11 protein-coding genes and 1 tRNA gene are annotated in these 16,712 nt (G+C 68.3%); 6 read left to right on the top strand and 6 right to left on the bottom strand.

The window, feature by feature from the left end:
* Positions 1-54 precede the first annotated feature (54 nt).
* Positions 55-3,399: a S8 family serine peptidase gene (locus FQY64_RS04910; RefSeq protein WP_146472583.1), complete on the top strand. Its 3,345-nt coding sequence runs from the start codon at positions 55-57 to the stop codon at positions 3,397-3,399.
* Positions 3,400-3,497: 98 nt separating this feature from the next.
* Here FQY64_RS04910 and FQY64_RS04905 read toward each other — a convergent pair whose 3' ends face one another.
* The 6 genes from FQY64_RS04905 to FQY64_RS04880 form a co-directional block, all read right to left on the bottom strand.
* Positions 3,498-4,397 carry a DMT family transporter gene (locus FQY64_RS04905; RefSeq protein ID WP_146472582.1) on the bottom strand — a complete coding sequence of 300 codons (900 nt, stop codon included), beginning with the start codon at positions 4,395-4,397 and terminating at the stop codon, positions 3,498-3,500.
* A gap of 74 nt (positions 4,398-4,471) precedes the next feature.
* On the bottom strand, positions 4,472-5,515 hold the full coding sequence (murB, locus tag FQY64_RS04900; protein WP_146472581.1) for a UDP-N-acetylmuramate dehydrogenase: 1,044 nt from the start codon (positions 5,513-5,515) through the stop codon (positions 4,472-4,474).
* Positions 5,512-6,570, bottom strand: a complete 1,059-nt coding sequence (locus FQY64_RS04895) for a quinone-dependent dihydroorotate dehydrogenase (protein ID WP_146472580.1) — start codon at positions 6,568-6,570, stop codon at positions 5,512-5,514. The genes murB and FQY64_RS04895 overlap by 4 nt, the downstream gene beginning before the upstream one ends.
* 129 nt (positions 6,571-6,699) lie before the next feature.
* Positions 6,700-8,232 (bottom strand): L-piperidine-6-carboxylate dehydrogenase, encoded by a 1,533-nt coding sequence (gene amaB, locus FQY64_RS04890; protein WP_146472579.1) that lies wholly within the window; start codon positions 8,230-8,232, stop codon positions 6,700-6,702.
* Positions 8,233-8,320: 88 nt separating this feature from the next.
* Positions 8,321-8,397, bottom strand: a tRNA-Arg gene (locus tag FQY64_RS04885).
* Between the two features lie 255 nt (positions 8,398-8,652).
* Positions 8,653-9,162 (bottom strand): hypothetical protein, encoded by a 510-nt coding sequence (locus tag FQY64_RS04880; RefSeq protein ID WP_146472578.1) that lies wholly within the window; start codon positions 9,160-9,162, stop codon positions 8,653-8,655.
* 89 nt (positions 9,163-9,251) lie between these two features.
* On the opposite strand from FQY64_RS04880, the gene FQY64_RS04875 reads away from it, so the two are divergent.
* The 5 genes from FQY64_RS04875 (at position 9,252) to FQY64_RS04855 (ending at position 16,712) form a co-directional block, all read left to right on the top strand.
* A complete protein-coding gene (locus tag FQY64_RS04875; RefSeq protein WP_146472577.1) occupies positions 9,252-11,078 on the top strand; it encodes an N-6 DNA methylase in 1,827 nt (608 codons plus the stop codon).
* A complete protein-coding gene (locus FQY64_RS04870) occupies positions 11,075-12,376 on the top strand; it encodes a restriction endonuclease subunit S (protein ID WP_146472576.1) in 1,302 nt (433 codons plus the stop codon). The genes FQY64_RS04875 and FQY64_RS04870 overlap by 4 nt, the downstream gene beginning before the upstream one ends.
* A 97-nt stretch (positions 12,377-12,473) precedes the next feature.
* Positions 12,474-13,136, top strand: coding sequence for a DUF3800 domain-containing protein (locus FQY64_RS04865; protein ID WP_186760856.1), 663 nt, complete (start codon positions 12,474-12,476; stop codon positions 13,134-13,136).
* 310 nt (positions 13,137-13,446) lie between these two features.
* Positions 13,447-16,389: a type I restriction endonuclease subunit R gene (locus tag FQY64_RS04860; protein ID WP_146472575.1), complete on the top strand. Its 2,943-nt coding sequence runs from the start codon at positions 13,447-13,449 to the stop codon at positions 16,387-16,389.
* Positions 16,386-16,712, top strand: coding sequence for a M48 metallopeptidase family protein (locus tag FQY64_RS04855; protein ID WP_146472574.1), 327 nt, complete (start codon positions 16,386-16,388; stop codon positions 16,710-16,712). Before FQY64_RS04860 ends, FQY64_RS04855 begins: the two co-directional genes overlap by 4 nt.

The following is a 16,712-nucleotide window of genomic DNA, read 5'->3' as shown; positions in this document are numbered from 1 at the left end:
ACGACGGCGTGGCCGGAATGCGTTCCGGCGCGCTCGACACCCGGAATCCCCGACATGGCTACGAAACGGAAGAAGTGGCTCGCGGCCGCGCTGCTCGTCGGCGTGGCGGCGGCGGGCGCGACCGTGCTGCACTTCGGCGGTGGCGTGACGCGTGCGTTGTCCTTCGGCGCGCTCACGCGTGCGTTCGACGGTTCGCCGCCCACGGCGGCGCAGGCGGGCGGCAGTCCGCTCGAGCGGCAGACGCGGCCCTACATCGTGGTGTTTCCCGAAGCGCCGGTCGCCTCGTACAAGGGCGAGGTGAGCGGGCTGGCGGCGCCGGCGCGCGCCACCGGCGGCAGCGCGCGTGGCCGCATCGACATGCGCAGCGCCGCGGCACGGCAGTACGTGCAGCATCTGAAGCGGGTGCAGGCCACGCGCGAGGCCGAACTGTCCCGCGCGATCGGGCGGCCGCTGCAGGTGCGGCATCGCATGCAGCACGCGATCAACGGCGTGATCGCCGAGCTCGCGCCGGCGGAAGCGAACCGCCTGCGCCGGATGCCCGGCGTCCGGCTGGTGGAGGAGTACCGCGAGTACGAGATCGAAACCGACACCGGCCCGCTGCTGATCGGCGCCGACAGGCTCTGGCTCGGCACCACGCCCGGCAACCCGGGACGGTTCCAGGGCGAAGGCGTGGTGGTCGGCGTGATCGACACCGGCATCAACTTCGGCAGCCCGTCGTTCGCCGCCACCGGGCCGCTCGACGGCCACGCGCACGTCAATCCGCTCGGCGCCGGCAATTTCCTCGGCACCTGCGCGCCGGGCGGCATCGATGCCGGGCGCTGCAACGACAAACTGATCGGCGGCTACGACTTCGTCTGCAACGTCGCGCCCGATCCGTCGCAGCCGACGCAGACGATCTGCACGTTGACCAGCCTCTACCGCGAGGAGCCGGGCTTCGGCGACACCAACGGCCACGGCAGCCACGTCGCCTCCACCGCCGCGGGCAACCATCGCGAGGTGCTCTACAAGGGGCGCAACCTGCGCATTTCCGGCGTCGCGCCGCACGCCAACATCGTGGCCTACGACGTCTGCTACACGCGGCTGGCCGACGGGCGCGGGCTGTGCCCGAACGTCTCCTCGGTGGCGGCGGTGGACCAGGCGGTCGCCGACGGCGTGGTCGACGTGCTCAACTTCTCGATCGGCGGCGGCGCCGATCCGTGGAGCGACGCGGTCTCGCTCGCCTTCCTCAACGCGGTCGACGCCGGCATCTACGTCGCGACCTCGGCCGGCAACGCCGGCCCCGCGCCGAACACGCTGAGCCACAACGAGCCCTGGACCGCGTCGACCGCCGCCGCCCAGCACGGCCGCGACGACTACGCGCTGCTGCTGGACGTGACCGGCCCGGCGCCGGTGCCGCCGGCGCTGCAGGGCATCGTGCTCAACGAGGGCACCGGCGGCGTGAGCCTGAGCGGCCCCGTGCCGGGCACCACGCCGCTCGTCGTCAGCCCCGGCATCGATACCGCGGCCGACGGCTGCGCGGCGTTCGCGCCGAACACGTTCCAGAACGCGATCGCGCTCGTGCGGCGCGGCACCTGCGCATTCACCGTCAAGGCGGGCAACGCCGCCGCGGCGGGCGCGATCGCGGTGGTGATCGCCAACAACCAGCCGGGCGGCATCATCCCGTCCGTGCCGGGCGCGACGATCCCGGTGTTCGGCGTCACCCAGGCCAGCGGCGATACGCTGCGCGACTTCGCGGCCGCGCATCCGGGGGCGGTGACGGCCGGCATCCGCTATCCGGGCGTGCTGATCCCCAACACGCCGGACCAGCTTGCGGCCTTCAGCTCGCGCGGGCCGGCCGGCGCCTACGACCTGCTGAAGCCCGACGTCACCGCGCCGGGCGTCAACATCCTCGCGGTGATCGCCGGCACCACCGTCACCGGCTTCGAGAACGCGGTCGGCCTGATGAGCGGCACGTCGATGGCCTCGCCGCATCACGCCGGTGCGGCGGCATTGCTGCGGCAGGCGCATCCGGACTGGACCGCGCCGGAGATCAAATCCGCGCTGGCGATGACCGCCAAGCGGGAGGTGCTGCTGGAGGACGGCACCACCGCCGCCGATCCGTTCGCGCGCGGCGCCGGCCGCATCCAGGTCGACCGCGCGGTGCGCGCCGGGCTGGTGATGCACGAGACGCGGACCGACTACCTCGCGGCCGACCCGGCCACGGGCGGCGATCCGGCGACGCTCAACCAGCCGAGCCTGATCCGCGGCTCGTGCTTCCTGCGCTGCACGTTCCAGCGCACGTTCCGCAACACCCTCGGTCACCGCCAGACCTGGGCGGTGCGGGTGGAGGGGCTGCGCGGCGCGGCCTGGCCGCTCGTGTTCAGCGTCGCACCCGGCGAGAGCCGCACGATCGCCATCGTGGTCGACAGCCACGCCATCGCGCCCGACGGCCGCTTCCGGTTCGGCACGCTGGTGCTGACGCCGGTGACGTTCGGTACCGGCACGCTGCCGACGTTGCGTCTGCCGATGGCGATCGCGGTGCAGCCGCCGGCGCTGGCGCTGGCGCCCGAGGCGGTCGGTGCGACCGTCCCCGCCGGCGGCATCGGCAGCGTCACGGTCGACGTGCGCAACGAGGGCGGTTCGTGGCTGCGGTATTCGGTCGAACGCTCCGGCAGCGGCAGCGTCACCATCGCCCGCGCGGCGATCGGTGCGCAGTTCTCCGGCTTCCGCAGCACGCGTTACACCGACTCGACCAATCCGCTGGCGCAATTCGCCGCCGACGACTTCACGCTGGGCGAATCGACCCGGCTGTCGCGCCTGGTGGCGGACGGTTTCGTCTCCAGCGGCCTGCCGCTGGCGTCGACCGCCTCGCAACTGACGTGGAGCTTGTATCCGGACAACGGCGGCGCGCCCGCCGGCAATCCGGAGACGGCGCCCGCGCTCGCGGTGTGGTCGTACACCGCCGCCCCCGGCTCGCCGGGCGTGAGCACGACCGGCGGCACGATCGCGCTCGATCTGGCCGCGGCGGGACAGGACGTCACCCTGCCGGCCGGCCGCTACTGGCTGGTGGTGCACGCGCGCAGCACGTTCGCCAACCGCTGGGTGTGGTTCGCCTCCGACAGCGGCAGCGGCGGATTCTCGACCATCACGCTCCCCACGCCGGGCGCGTGGAGCGCGACCACCGCGTTCCCCGGACTGGCCTGGCAGGTGGAAGGGCAGGTCGCCTGCGGCGCGCCGTGGATCGCGGCGGCCATTCCCTCGGCCGACGTGCTGTGGCCCGACGGCTCGCGGTCCGTGCGTCTGGTGCTGAACGCCGGCGGCCTCGCGCCCGGCGCGTACGCGGGCTACGTCTGCGTCGCCAGCAACGACCCGCTGCGGCCGCGCGTGGCGTTGCGGGTGTCGATGACGGTGACGCCGTGATCGGCGCCGGCGCCGGCGCCGGCGCATCGCGCGCTCCCGCGGGGATGCGCGGGTGATGTCCGATCGCCCTCTCCCCGCGCGGGAGAGGGCCCGGCGCCTCACTCGCCCGGCTTGGCCGCCTCGACCGGCGCGGTGGTTGCATGACGCCGCGCCAGTTGCGCCTCGCGATGCGCGATGTAGGCGTTCGAGCCGAGGATGATCGCCGCGCCGGCGAGCGTCCAGCGGTCCACGCTCTCGTCGAACAGCACGAATCCGAACAGCGCCACCACCGGCAACTGCATGAAACTGATCGGCGTCAGCGCGGACACGTCGCCGAGCTTGATCGCGCGCGTCCACAGCATGTGCCCCGAGGTGCCGAGCGCGCCGGCGGCGGCCACCCACAGCCAGGTGATGCCCTGCGGCCACTCCCACACGAACAGCGCCGGTCCCAGCGACAGCGGCACCCACAGCATCGTCGTCCACAGCACGATGCGGTCGGCGGGCTCGGTGCGCGAGAGCTGCTTGATCTGGATCGACACGATCGCGCTGAGCACCGCCGCCGCCACCGCCACCAGCGAACCGGCGGTGAAACTCGCGGTGCCCGGCCGCACCAGCACCAGCACGCCGACGAAGCCGACCACCACCGCCGCCCAGCGGCGCGCGCGCACCTGCTCGCCGAGCCACCACACGGCGAGGATGGTGACGAACAGCGGCGTCGAGTAGGACAGCGTCACCGCCTGCGCGAGCGGCAGATGGCCGATCGCCCAGAAGCCGCAGAACATCGAGCCGACGCCGATCACGCAGCGGATCGCGTAGCGCGGCAGTTGCGTGGTGCGCAGAAGGCCCGGTCCGTGCCGCACCAACAGCGGCAGTGCGGCGATGACGCCGAAGAAGTTGCGGAAGAAGGCGATCTCGAACGTGTGCAGCGACTGCGAGGCCAGCCGGATCGCCACCGCCATCAGGGCGAAGAACAGGGTGCTGCCGAGCATCAGCAGCGCCGCGCGCGCGTGGGTGGTCATGGTGCGGCGTGGGCCTCCCGCCGTGTCCTCGCCTGTCCGCCCTCGCTCGTCACGCCGTGCCCTCGCCGTCGGTGTCAGTGCCAGCTCGCGCCGATCACGCGCGGCTCCGGTTCCAGCACGACGCCGAAGCGTTCGTGCACCGAAGCGGCGATGCGCCGCGCCAGCGACAGTAGCTGCGCGCCCGTCGCGCCGCCGTGGTTGACCAGCACCAGCGCATGCGTCGGCGCCACCCCGGCGTCGCCCTCGCGATGGCCCTTCCAGCCGCACGCGTCGATCAGCCACGCCGCCGACAGCTTGCGGCTGTGCGCGCCGTCGCCGCGGAACACCGGCAGCGCCGGATGCATGGCCCTCAGCGCCTCGGCCTGCGCCGCCGGCACGATCGGATTCTTGAAGAAGCTGCCGGCGTTGCCGAGCACCGCCGGGTCCGGCAGTTTGCGCCGGCGGATGGCGATCACCGCCTCGGCGACGTCGCGCGCGCACGGCCGCGCGATGCCGCGCGCGTGCAGTTCCTCGGCGATCCCCGCGTAGTCCAGCCGCGGCTCGTCGCGGCGGCTCAGGGCGAACTCCACCGCGGTGACGATCCAGCGCTCCGGCTCGCGCTTGAAGCGGCTGTCGCGGTAGGCGAACGCGCAATCGTCGGCGCTCAGCCGGCGCAGCGCGCCGCGTTCGCGGTCCCAGGCCTCCACCGCGTGGATGCGCTCGCGCACCTCGACCCCGTAGGCGCCGATGTTCTGGATCGGCGCCGCGCCCACGGTGCCGGGGATCAGCGCCAGGTTCTCCAGGCCGCACAGGCCCTGATCGAGCGTGCGCATGACGAACGCGTGCCAGTTCGCGCCCGCCTCGGCGCGCACGATCGCGCTCCCGCCCTCGTCGGACACCAGGCGCACGCGCGCGCCGGTCAGCGCCAGCAGCGGCTGCGGCGGATCGGCCGCGATCAGCAGGTTGCTGCCGCCGCCGAGCACCAGCGGTGCGGTCCCGCGCAGTTCCGGCAGCGACAGCGCGTCCGGCAGCGCGCCGGCGTCGGCCACCTCGACCAGGCAGCGCGCGGTCGCTTCCACACCGAACGTGTTGCGCGCGCGCAGCGGGGCATCGCGCAGGATGCGGATCGCTTCGCTCATGCGTCGATCGGCACCGGACCGCGGCTCGGCGCATGGCGCCGGCGGCGGATGGCCTCGATGCATTCGTACACGAGCTGCGGGCCGCGGTAGATGAGGCCCGTGTAGCACTGCACCAGCGTCGCTCCCGCGGCGACCTTGGTGACCGCGTCCGCGCCCGACAGGATGCCGCCGACGCCGATCACCGGAATGTGCTCGGGCAGGCGCGTGCGCAGCCGGCGCAGCACGGTGGTGGACGGACCCATCAGCGGCGCGCCGGACAGGCCGCCGGCTTCGTCCGCGTGGCGCGCCCCTTCGACCCACAGGCGCGAGGTCGTCGTGTTGGTCGCGATCACCCCGTCCACCTGCAGATCGCCGAGCACGCGGCCGGCGGCGTCGATGTCGTTGTCCGAAAGGTCCGGCGCGATCTTCACCAGCATCGGCACCCGCCGCCCGTGACGCGCGCCGTAGCGCTCCTGCGCCTCGCGCAGGGTGCCGATCAGCCGGCGCAGCGCCTGTTCCTCCTGCAGCTCGCGCAGGCCCGCGGTGTTCGGCGAGGAGATGTTGACGGTGATGTAGTCGGCGAGCGGATACACGCGCTCGAGGCAGTAGAGGTAATCGTTCTCCGCCGCCTCGTTCGGCGTGTCCTTGTTCTTTCCGATGTTGATGCCGAGCAGGCCGCCGCGGCGGCGCGCGCGCTTGACGTTGCGCACCAGCTTCTCGACGCCCGCGTTGTTGAAGCCCATGCGGTTGATGAGCGCCTGCTGCTCGGGCAGGCGGAACAGGCGCGGCTTCGGGTTGCCGGCCTGCGGCCGCGGCGTCACCGTGCCGATCTCGACGAACCCGAAGCCGAGCGCGAACAGCGCGTCGATGTGCTCGCCGTTCTTGTCCAGCCCCGCGGCGAGGCCCACGGGATTGGGGAACGTCAGCCCGAACGCCCGCGTCGGCAGCGGTTCGGCCGTCTTCGCCAGCAGCCCGATGGTGCCGGTCCGGTACGCCACTTCGAGCGCCCGCAGCCCGGCGCCGTGGGCGCGCTCGGGATCGAGGCCGAACAGGAAGGGGCGGGCGAGGGAGTACACGGTTATGGGAATCGGGAAGAGGGAATCGGGAATCGGTAGAAGCGGGAGAGATTGGGGTAAGCGCGGCAGCGACGAGGGTTCATTCCCGATTCCCGATTACCGATTCCCGATTCCCGATTCCCGGCTTGTTCACAGATCGAACTTGATCCCCTGCGCCAGCGGCAGCGCGTCGGAGTAGTTGATGGTGTTGGTCTGGCGGCGCATGTAGGCCTTCCAGGCGTCGGAGCCGGATTCGCGGCCGCCGCCGGTTTCCTTCTCGCCGCCGAATGCGCCGCCGATCTCGGCGCCGGAGGTGCCGATGTTGACGTTGGCGATGCCGCAGTCGGAACCGGCCGCCGACAGGAACTTCTCGGCCGCCTTCAGGTTCTGCGTGAAGATCGCCGACGACAGGCCCTGCGGCACCGCGTTCTGCATCTCGATCGCCTCGTCCAGCTCGCGGTACTTCATCACGTACAGGATCGGCGCGAAGGTTTCCTGCTGCACGATGGCGGCGTCGTTGGCGAGGCCGGTGACGATGGTCGGCAGCACGAAGAAGCCCGGCCGGTCGAGCGCGGCGCCGCCGGTCTCGACCTTGCCGCCGGCGGCCTTCGCCTTCTCGATCGCGTCGAGGTAGGCCTGCACCGCCTCGCGGCTGTTGAGCGGGCCCATCAGGTTCCGCGGATCGGTCGGATCGCCGATCTTCTGCTCGACCTGCTTGTAGGCGGCGATCAGCCTGGCGAGCACCTCGTCGTAGATCGACTCGTGCACGAACAGCCGGCGCGTGGTGGTGCAGCGCTGGCCGGCGGTGCCGACCGCGCCGAACACGATCGCGGGGATCGCCAGCTTCAGGTCGGCGGTGGGGTCGACGATGATCGCGTTGTTGCCGCCCAGCTCCAGCAGCGAGCGCCCCATGCGGCGCGCCACGCGCTCGCCGACGATGCGGCCGACGCGGGTCGAGCCGGTGAAGCTGATCAGCGGGATGCGGTGGTCGTCGACGAATTCCTGCGCCAGCTCGCTGCCGGCGTCGTTGAACAGGAAGAAGATGTCCGGGAAGCCGCCGGCGCGCAGCGCTTCGTTGCAGATCTTCATCGACGCGATCGCCGACAGCGGCGTCTTCGGCGACGGCTTCCAGATCGAGATGTCGCCGCACACCGCGGCGATGAAGCTGTTCCAGCTCCACACCGCGACCGGGAAATTGAACGCCGAGATGATCCCGACCAGGCCGAGCGGATGCCACTGCTCGTACATGCGGTGGCCCGGTCGCTCGGAGTGCATGGTCAGGCCGTAGAGCTGGCGCGAGAGACCGACGGCGAAGTCGCCGATGTCGATCATCTCCTGCACCTCACCGTCGCCCTCGGGCTTCGACTTGCCCATCTCCAGCGCGACCAGCGAGCCGAGCGCGTCCTTGTGCTTGCGCAGCGCCTCGGCGCACAGGCGGATCGCCTCGCCGCGCTTCGGCGCCGGCGTGGTGCGCCAGACCTTGAATGCCGCCTGCGCGCGCTCGACGATGGTCTCGTAATCCTGCCGCGAGGACGCGAACACGCGGCCCAGCACCTCGCCCGTGGTCGGGTTGACCGGCTCCAGCACGCCCGCATCGCGGGTGGCGCTCCACTCGCCGTTGCCGAGATAGGTGCCGGATTCCTGCTCGCCGAGGCCGAGCGCGGTGAGGACGGGGTGGGTCATGCGGATCTCCGAGAGCGTGCGAGGGACGAACACGGGCAGGCGGTGCGTCGTCTCGCATCCGCACGCGTGCACCGCGTTCCTGCTTCCGTGGCGGCCCCGACACGATTCGAACGTGCGACCTTCCCCTTAGGAGGGGGACGCTCTATCCAGCTGAGCTACGGGGCCATCGGCCCGGCATTTTCGCACGATCGCCCGCTCCGGTCGCGGCATGCGCGCAGGCGAGCGCAGGGTCATCGCGCCGCAAAGAAAAACGCCCGGCCTTGCGGCCGGGCGTCGGATTCGTGGTGGTGGACTACCAGCGAGAACTGAACGCTGATCCACTGCCCTGCGGGATTCAGCGGCTAGATTCCACGGCGTGCGCGCACAAGGGGACTACTCGGGAACCCGCGCAGTTGTGCCGAACCCGCCGGGTTCTTCGAGTCAGCCCGCGGCCCACAGTCCGTCGTCGTCTTGGGTCATCGCCCAGAAGTCATCGAACAGCGCCAACTTCGCCTCGTTCAGGGCGGCATACGTCCGCTGGCCGAACCGGTTGCCGATTCGATATCCCCATCGGCCTGCCTTGGTCTTGTAGACCCCGAGGTTGTGACCCTCGACGTTCAGGAACAGGTTGCCCTTGGCTGAGACACGCCACCTGCGGTCCAACCACCTTGACCGTCGGGTGGCTCGATTCCGTAGCCGCCCTTCGCGCCGACGCGGCCCCTGGTAGTCGCCACTCATCTTCTCCGCGCAGACGCAGCCAACCCGGTAAGGCTCGTCGACGTCGGCGTGCGCCATGACATGGACGAACCGGATCTTCTCGTTCCCGCACATCTGGCAGGTCTCGTAGCTGGTCTCGTCGGCGCGCGCGCCGTCGCCGCGCAGATCGACCACGTCGATGCACGCCCATCCCTTGTGGGGTACGCCGGCCACGTCCCATCGGTTCCCGCTCATCGTCTGCTCCTTCGAGGTTCTTGCCGCCGCGTTCGGCTGCGCTGCAGCCCCGCTTGACAATCGCAGAAAATATAGCAAACATAGCAGACATGACACAACAAGCCGACTTCCCCGCGATCCTTCGTGCCACGCGCGCGGCCTTGAACCTTACCCAGGAACAGCTTGCCGAGCGCCTGGGCGTCTCCTTCGCCACGGTCAACCGCTGGGAAGGTGGCGGCAACAAGCCCCAGCGCGCGGCGCAGGAGGCGATCCTTGCGCTGGCTCGCGAGGCGGGGGTCGAAGGCGCCGAAGCCCCCCCGCCCGCTGAAGCGGCCGCTCAGGTGACCCGACGTCGCACGGGCCGGGCAACGGCCGCGACACCCACCACCAAGCCCATGGAGCAGATGCTGTGGGACGCGGCTTGCTCCATCCGCGGCGAGAAAGACGCGGCCAAGTTCAAGGACTACCTGCTGCCGCTGCTCTTCCTCAAGCGCCTGTCCGACGTGTTCGACGACGAGATCGAGCGGCTGGCCGAGGAGTACGGCGACCGCGCCACCGCCCTGGAGATTGCCGAGTCGGACCACTCGCTGCTGCGCTTCTACCTGCCGCCGGAAGCCCGCTGGGCGGTGATCAGCGGGCGCGAGTCCTTCGACTGGCCGCTGGATGAGCGCGGCCGCCCGACCGCGCCTCGGGACATCGGCGAGCACCTGACCCGCGCCGTGCGCGCCGTGGTCAAACAAAACCCCTCCCTCTCCAACGTGATCGACGTAGTGGACTTCGCCGCCGAGCGCAACGGCGAACGCGACATCAATCCGGCCAAGCTGCGCGGCGTGGTCGAGACCTTCTCCGACCCGCGCTACCGGCTGGGCTTGGCCGACGTGCAGCCCGACTTCCTCGGCCGCGCCTATGAATACCTGCTGCGCAAGTTCGCCGAAGGTTCCGGCCAAAGCGCTGGCGAGTTCTTCACGCCGACCGAGGTCGGCTTTCTGATGGCCCACATCCTGCGGCCCAAGCCCGGCGAGACCTGCCACGACTACGCCTGCGGCTCGGCGGGGCTGCTGATCAAGCTCCAGCTCGTCGCGCGGGAGCTGGACCCGACGAGCCGCGTGCCGCTCAAGCTCAGCGGCCAGGAGCTGCAGGCCGAGAGCTACGCCGTGGCGCAGATGAATGCCATCATCCACGACATGGAGGTGGAGCTGGCGCGCGGCGACACCATGATCAACCCCAAGTTCCGCAACGCGGACGGTTCCATCAGGCGGCACGACATCGTCGTCGCCAACCCGATGTGGAACCAGCCCTTCGCGCCCGACATCTTCGCCAACGACCCCTTCGACCGCTTCCGCACCGCCGGCGGCATCACCAGCGGCAAAGGGGACTGGGCCTGGTTGCAGCACACGCTGGCCTGCATGAACGACCACGGCCGCGCCGCCGTGGTGCTCGATACGGGCGCAGTTACGCGCGGCTCCGGCTCCAAGAACGAGGACAAGGAACGCAACATCCGCAAGTGGTTCGTCGATCAGGACCTGATCGACGGCGTGATCCTGCTGCCCGAGAACCTCTTCTACAACACCACCGCCGCCGGCGTCATCGTCGTGCTCTCCAAGCGCAAGAGCGCCGCGCGCAAGGGCCGGATCGTGCTCCTCAACGCCAGCCGCCGCTTCAAGAAGGGCCGGCCCAAGAACTACCTGCCGGAGGAGGACATCCGGCCGCTGGCGGCGATGTATCTCAAGGGCGAGCCGGTAGAGGGGGAGCTGGCGGTCATCACCACCGAACAGGCGCGGGAGGCGGATTATAACTTGAGTCCGGGCCGGTGGGTCGCTCAGGGCGGCGATGCGGATCATCGCCCCATCAAGGCCATCGTCGCAGACATGCTCGCGCTAGACGAAAAGGCTCGCGAAATCGACCAAACCCTTGCCAGGTTGCTCGCACCACTATGACCAATCCGAACTGGACATGGCGGCCTTTGGGCGAGCTGTTCGAAATCGGTGCCGGCAAGACGATGTCGGCGGCCGCGCGAGCGGGAACGGACAGGATGCCGTTCTTGCGCACCTCGAATGTGCTGTGGGACGACATCGACTTGACGGAAGTGGATGAAATGTCCATCCCGCCCAGTGAGCTGGTCGACAAGAGTCTGAAAGCCGGCGATTTGTTGGTGTGCGAAGGCGGCGAGATTGGGCGGGCGGCCGTTTGGGACGGGCGTGTCCCCATGATGGCGTTCCAGAATCACTTGCATCGTCTGCGTCCCATCCGCGGCGATGTGGAGCCACGGTTCTACGTCTACTTCCTGCAGAGTGCTTTCACGCAGCTCGGCATCTTCGAGGGGGCGGGCAACAAGACGACCATTCCCAATCTCTCGCGCAACCGGCTCGCGAGCTTGGAGGTGCCACACCCCTCCGTGGCAGAGCAGCGGGAGATCGCTCGGACACTCGCCGAGGTGCGTGAGGCCATCAGAGTTCACGATAAGGCGGCCGCGACGGCGCAGGAACTCAAACGCGCCGCCATGCGCGAGTTGTTCACGCGCGGCCTGCGCGGCGAGCCGCAGAAGGAGACCGAGATCGGGCCGGTGCCGGAGAGTTGGGAGGTCGTGCCGCTCGGCGCACTCGGCAAGATCGGCAACGGCACCACACCCAACCGACGACATGCCGCCTACTGGCAAGGCGGAACGATTCCGTGGATCACCAGCGGCAAGATGTACGAACGGCAGATCACGGGATCTGAAACGCATGTCACTCGTGCGGCACTGGAGGAGTGCAGTCTACCGCTGCTTCAGCCAGGTGCCGTCCTCATCGCTATCGTTGGACAGGGAAAGACCCTGGGGCACTGTGCGGTTCTTGACGTAGAAGCAACAACCAGCAGACATGTCGGCTTCATACAGCCAAAAGCAGAGTCGATTTCCTCCGGCTTCCTCAGGAGCTACTTGGAAAACCAGTACCAATATCTACGGCAACTTGCGTCCGGGAATGGAAGTACAAGGGCAGCACTAACCGGCGCAATCCTCAAGAGTTTGGCCGTTCCTTTGCCCACCCTCGACGAACAGCGCGAAATCGTCGCCATCCTCGACGCCATCGACCGCAAGATCGAGCTGCACCGCAAGAAGCGTGCGGTGCTGGAAGATCTGTTCAAGGCCCTGCTGCACGAGCTGATGACCGGCGAGATCCGCGTCGATGCGCTGGACCTCTCGGCGCTGCAAGCCCACGCGGAGCCGCTTTCCCCTTCAGCGGAGCCGGCGGTATGATGTGCCGCTCATCCGCCCCTGGCAGTAAGCCTTCCCACCCTCATCCGGGAAGCGCCGAACCCCGGGGCTTTTCATTTGGGCGCCGCGGAGACCACGCATGAACCGCTGCGCCTATCTTTTCCTCGACGAGGCTGGGAACTTCGACTTCAGCCCGAAGGGTACGCGGTACTTCGTCCTCACCAGCGTGAGCACGCGGCGGCCCTTCGCCGCTCATGGTCCGCTGGACGACTACAAGCACGATTGCCTGGAGTTCGGGCTGGATACCGAGTATTTCCACTGCGCCGATGACAACCCACGGGTGCGCGGCCGCGTGTTCGAGTTGATCGCTGGGCATTTGGACGGCCTGCGCATCGACAGTCTCATCGTAGAGAAACCGAAGACCGGTCCGGCATTGCGCGACGACAAACGCTTTTACCCTGAGATGTTGGGCTATCTGCTCAAATTCGTCGTGCCCAAGGAGATCGAGTCAGGTGCGGAAGAGGTAATCGTCATCACCGACAGCATTCCGGTGCAAAAGAAGCGGCGAGCCATCGAAAAAGCCATCCAGCTGTCCTTGGCAAAGATGCTGCCAGCCGGGATGAAATACCGGATCCTGCACCACGCTTCGCGTTCCCATTACGGCTTGCAGGTGGCCGATTATTGCTGTTGGGCGGTATTCAGGAAGTGGCAGCGGGGAGAGACGGAGCACTACGACCGCCTCAAGTCCGCAGTCCGGAGCGAGTTCGACATCTTCCGTACCGGCACGAGGTACTACTACTGATGCCGCACCACCATCCAAAAAAATTGACCCCCCCGACTACTCCGTTTCCGGAGAGAGCCCCTTGGGCTCTTGTCATCGGGGGGGGACCTTTGATTGAAAGTTTAGCAGCTTCCCCTCTTGAGGGGAAGCCGGCCTTCCGGCACGGGGCGGGGTCCAAGCCCGTTCAGGTTCGGCTTGCCGCTCCCCATCCAGCGAAAACGGCCGCCCCCGGTTACACCAGGCGACGACCGCCGAACGGGCATTCCCGTTCCAGAGCGGAGCATAACCGGAACCCGCTCACGGCGCGAGCCTGTTGGCAGGGGGGCGTCTGATGAGCACCCTCAAGATCAGTGAGGCGGGCAGCGTGCAGTTCCCGATGGTGGAGCACGCGGCGGAGATCGGCTGGCAGCCGGTCACCCCCATCGAGGCGCTGTTCCGGCGCGGGGACGAGTCGTCGAGCCTCTTCCGGGGGCTGCTCGAGCAGAAGGTTTTGGCCTTCAACCCATGGCTTGCGCCCGATCAGGCGCGTTCCATCGTCGAGACCTTCGACGCCCTGCCCGCCAGCATCGAGGGCAACCGCGAGCGGCTGGCCTGGCTGCGCGGCGAGCGTCAGTGGTACGACGAGGCCGAGAAGCGCCATCGGCCCGTGACCCTGATCGATTTCGAACACGTCGAGGCCAACGCCTTTCACGTGACGTGGGAGTGGAAGATCAAGCCCCCGGCGCGCAAGGGCAACCGGGCCGACGTAATGCTCCTGGTCAACGGCGTGCCGGTATGCATCGTCGAGCACAAGAACCCGAAGGACGGCGACGCCATCGAGCGCGCCATCAAGCAACTGCGCCGCTACGAGCTGGAAACGCCAGAGCTGCTGGCCACGGCCCAGCTCTTCAACGTGACGCACCTGCTCGACTACTGGTATGGCGTGACCTGGAACGCGAACCGGCGCGACATGGCACGCTGGAAGCAGGCGCCGGAGGAAACCTACCGCTTCGCGGTGCAAGCCTTTTTCGAGCCGACCGACTTCCTGCGCACACTGCGGCACTGGATCTTGTTCTACGTGCAGGACGGCGAGACGCGCAAGTCGGTGCTTCGCCAGCACCAGCGGCGCGCCATCGACGCCATCCTGAACCGCTGCGCCGACCCGACCAAGACACGTGGCCTGGTCTGGCACACCCAGGGCTCGGGCAAGACCTTTACCCTGCTGACCGCCGCTCGCCTGATCCTGGAGGACAAGGCGCGTTTCGCCAATGCGACGGTGATTCTGGTGGTGGACCGCACCGAGCTGGAAGGTCAGTTGAAGGGCTGGGTCGAGCGCCTGCTCGGCGAGATGCAGAGCCAGGACATCGCGGTCCGGCGGGCCAACAACAAGGCCGAACTCCAGGCACTGCTGGACGCCGACTTCCGCGGCCTGATCATCTCGATGATCCACAAGTTCGAGGCCATCCGCAAAGACAGCTGCCTGCGCGACAACGTCTACGTGTTCATCGACGAAGCGCACCGGTCGGTCGCCAAGGACCTCGGCACCTATCTGATGGCGGCCGTGCCGAAGGCCACCATCATCGGTTTCACCGGCACGCCGATTGCGCGCACGCCGCAAGGCGAAGGCACGTTCAAGATCTTCGGCCGGGAGGACGAACAAGGCTATCTCGACAAGTACTCGATCAAGGAGTCCATCGAGGACGAGACGACCCTGCCGATCAAACACGTGATGGCGCCCAGCGAGATGACGGTCCCTGCGGATCGCCTGGACAAGGAGTTTTTCGCCTTGGCCGAGAGCGAAGGCGTCACCGATGTCGAGGAACTGAACAAGGTGCTCGACCGCGCCGTGGGGCTGCGTACCTTCCTGACGGCGGACGACCGTATCGAGAAGGTGTCCGCTTTCATCGCCGAGCACTTCAATGAGAACGTGCTGCCCCTGGGCTACAAAGCCTTCGTGGTGGCCGTGAACCGCGAGGCCTGCGCCAAGTACAAGAAGGCACTGGACAAGCTGCTGCCGCCGGAGTGGACGGCGCCGGTCTATACCCAAAGTGCGGCAGACGCCATCGATCGGCCGCTGGTGGCCGAGCTGCAGCTGTCGGACGAGCAGGAAGAACAAGTCCGCCTGCTGTTCAAGAAGCCCGCGGAAAACCCGAAGATCCTGATCGTTACCGACAAGCTGCTCACCGGCTACGACGCACCGCCGCTGTACTGCCTGTACCTCGACAAGCCGATGCGCGACCACGTGCTGCTGCAGTCGATTGCGCGCGTGAACCGGCCCTACGTGGACGCCAGCGGCGTGACCAAGCGCGTCGGCCTGGTGCTCGACTTCGTGGGCGTGCTGCGCGAGCTTAAGAAGGCCCTGCAGTTCGACTCCTCGGACGTCAGCGGCGTGATCGGGGACCTCGACGTGTTGCTGCAGGACTTTCTGCAACGCATCGAGCAGGCCAAGAAGGACTATTTGGAGTCAGATACAGACGGTACGCCCGACGAACGGCTGGAACGCCTGGTGTTCGGCCGCTTCTTGACGCCCGAGGCGCGCAAGACCTTCTTCGAACACTACAAGGACATCGAGGCGCTGTGGGAGATCCTCTCGCCCGATGCACGGCTCCGTGACCACATCGCCACCTACAAGCAGCTTTCCCAGCTCTACGCGGCCGTGCGCAACGCCTACGCCGAGAAGGTCGGTTTCGTGGCCGATCTGGCCTACAAGACGCGCCGGCTCATCGAGGGGAGTGCCGAGCAGCACGGCCTGGGTCGGCTCACCAAGAGCGTGACCTTCGACGTGGCCACGCTCAACGCGCTGCGCAGCGAAAAGGGCTCCGACGAAGGCAAGGTGTTCAACCTCGTGCGCGGGTTGCAGGACGAAATCGACGAAGACCCCGCCGCGGCCCCGGTGCTGCAGCCACTGAAAGACCGCGCCGAACGCATCCTCAAAGATCTCGAAGACCGCAAGACGACCGGCCTGGCCGCGATGGACCAACTCGCAGCGCTGGCGGCCGAGAAGGAAGCGGCGATGAAGGCGGCGCGCGACAGCGGACTTTCCCCGCGCGCTTTCGCTGTCTACTGGGTGTTGCGCGACGACCCCGCCGTCAAGGCGGCATCGGTCGACGCCATGGCGCTCGCCAAGGATGCCGAAACGCTGCTGTCGCGCTTTCCGAATGCGTCGGTGAACCCCGACGAGCAACGCAGGCTGCGTGCCGCCATGTACAAACCCGTGTTGGCGCTCGGACAGGACGAGCGCGCCCGCGTGGTCGACCTGATCATCCGACTGCTGCTCGCGGAGGGCGAGGCATGAAGGCGTCCCTCTACCCTGCGCAAGAACTGCGACGACGGGCACTGACCTGGGCGGTGAAGCTGCGTGTCAACCCCCGCGTCATTCGGGTCCAAGAAATGCGCAGGAAGTGGGGCTCCTGCTCGTCCGCGGGGACGGTCACCCTGGCCGCCGACCTGGTCGCGCAAGATGAGCGCTTCCAGGACTACGTCATCGTCCACGAGCTGCTGCACCTGCGATACACCAGCCACGGGCGGATGTTCAAGGCGCTGATGAGCGCGCATGTGCCTGAATGGAGAAGGATAGCTGTGAGCAAAGATCGTCAACGCGGGGCTGTAGGGGGATGA

Origin of the sequence: Vulcaniibacterium thermophilum, from assembly GCF_007923255.1 — a bacterium.
In the GTDB taxonomy this organism is placed as follows: domain Bacteria; phylum Pseudomonadota; class Gammaproteobacteria; order Xanthomonadales; family Xanthomonadaceae; genus Lysobacter_F; species Lysobacter_F thermophilum.
Note: the sequence above shows the minus strand (reverse complement) of the source record. Positions and strands in the feature narration are given on the sequence as shown.

Coding starts and splice junctions, on each gene's coding strand:
- FQY64_RS04870 (WP_146472576.1), top strand. CDS start 11,075: ATGACCAATCCGAACTGGACATGGCGGCCTTTGGGCGAGCTGTTCGAA.
- FQY64_RS04855 (WP_146472574.1), top strand. CDS start 16,386: ATGAAGGCGTCCCTCTACCCTGCGCAAGAACTGCGACGACGGGCACTG.
- FQY64_RS04875 (WP_146472577.1), top strand. CDS start 9,252: ATGACACAACAAGCCGACTTCCCCGCGATCCTTCGTGCCACGCGCGCG.
- FQY64_RS04905 (WP_146472582.1), bottom strand. CDS start 4,397: ATGACCACCCACGCGCGCGCGGCGCTGCTGATGCTCGGCAGCACCCTG.
- FQY64_RS04880 (WP_146472578.1), bottom strand. CDS start 9,162: ATGAGCGGGAACCGATGGGACGTGGCCGGCGTACCCCACAAGGGATGG.
- murB (WP_146472581.1), bottom strand. CDS start 5,515: ATGAGCGAAGCGATCCGCATCCTGCGCGATGCCCCGCTGCGCGCGCGC.
- FQY64_RS04910 (WP_146472583.1), top strand. CDS start 55: ATGGCTACGAAACGGAAGAAGTGGCTCGCGGCCGCGCTGCTCGTCGGC.
- FQY64_RS04865 (WP_186760856.1), top strand. CDS start 12,474: ATGAACCGCTGCGCCTATCTTTTCCTCGACGAGGCTGGGAACTTCGAC.
- amaB (WP_146472579.1), bottom strand. CDS start 8,232: ATGACCCACCCCGTCCTCACCGCGCTCGGCCTCGGCGAGCAGGAATCC.
- FQY64_RS04860 (WP_146472575.1), top strand. CDS start 13,447: ATGAGCACCCTCAAGATCAGTGAGGCGGGCAGCGTGCAGTTCCCGATG.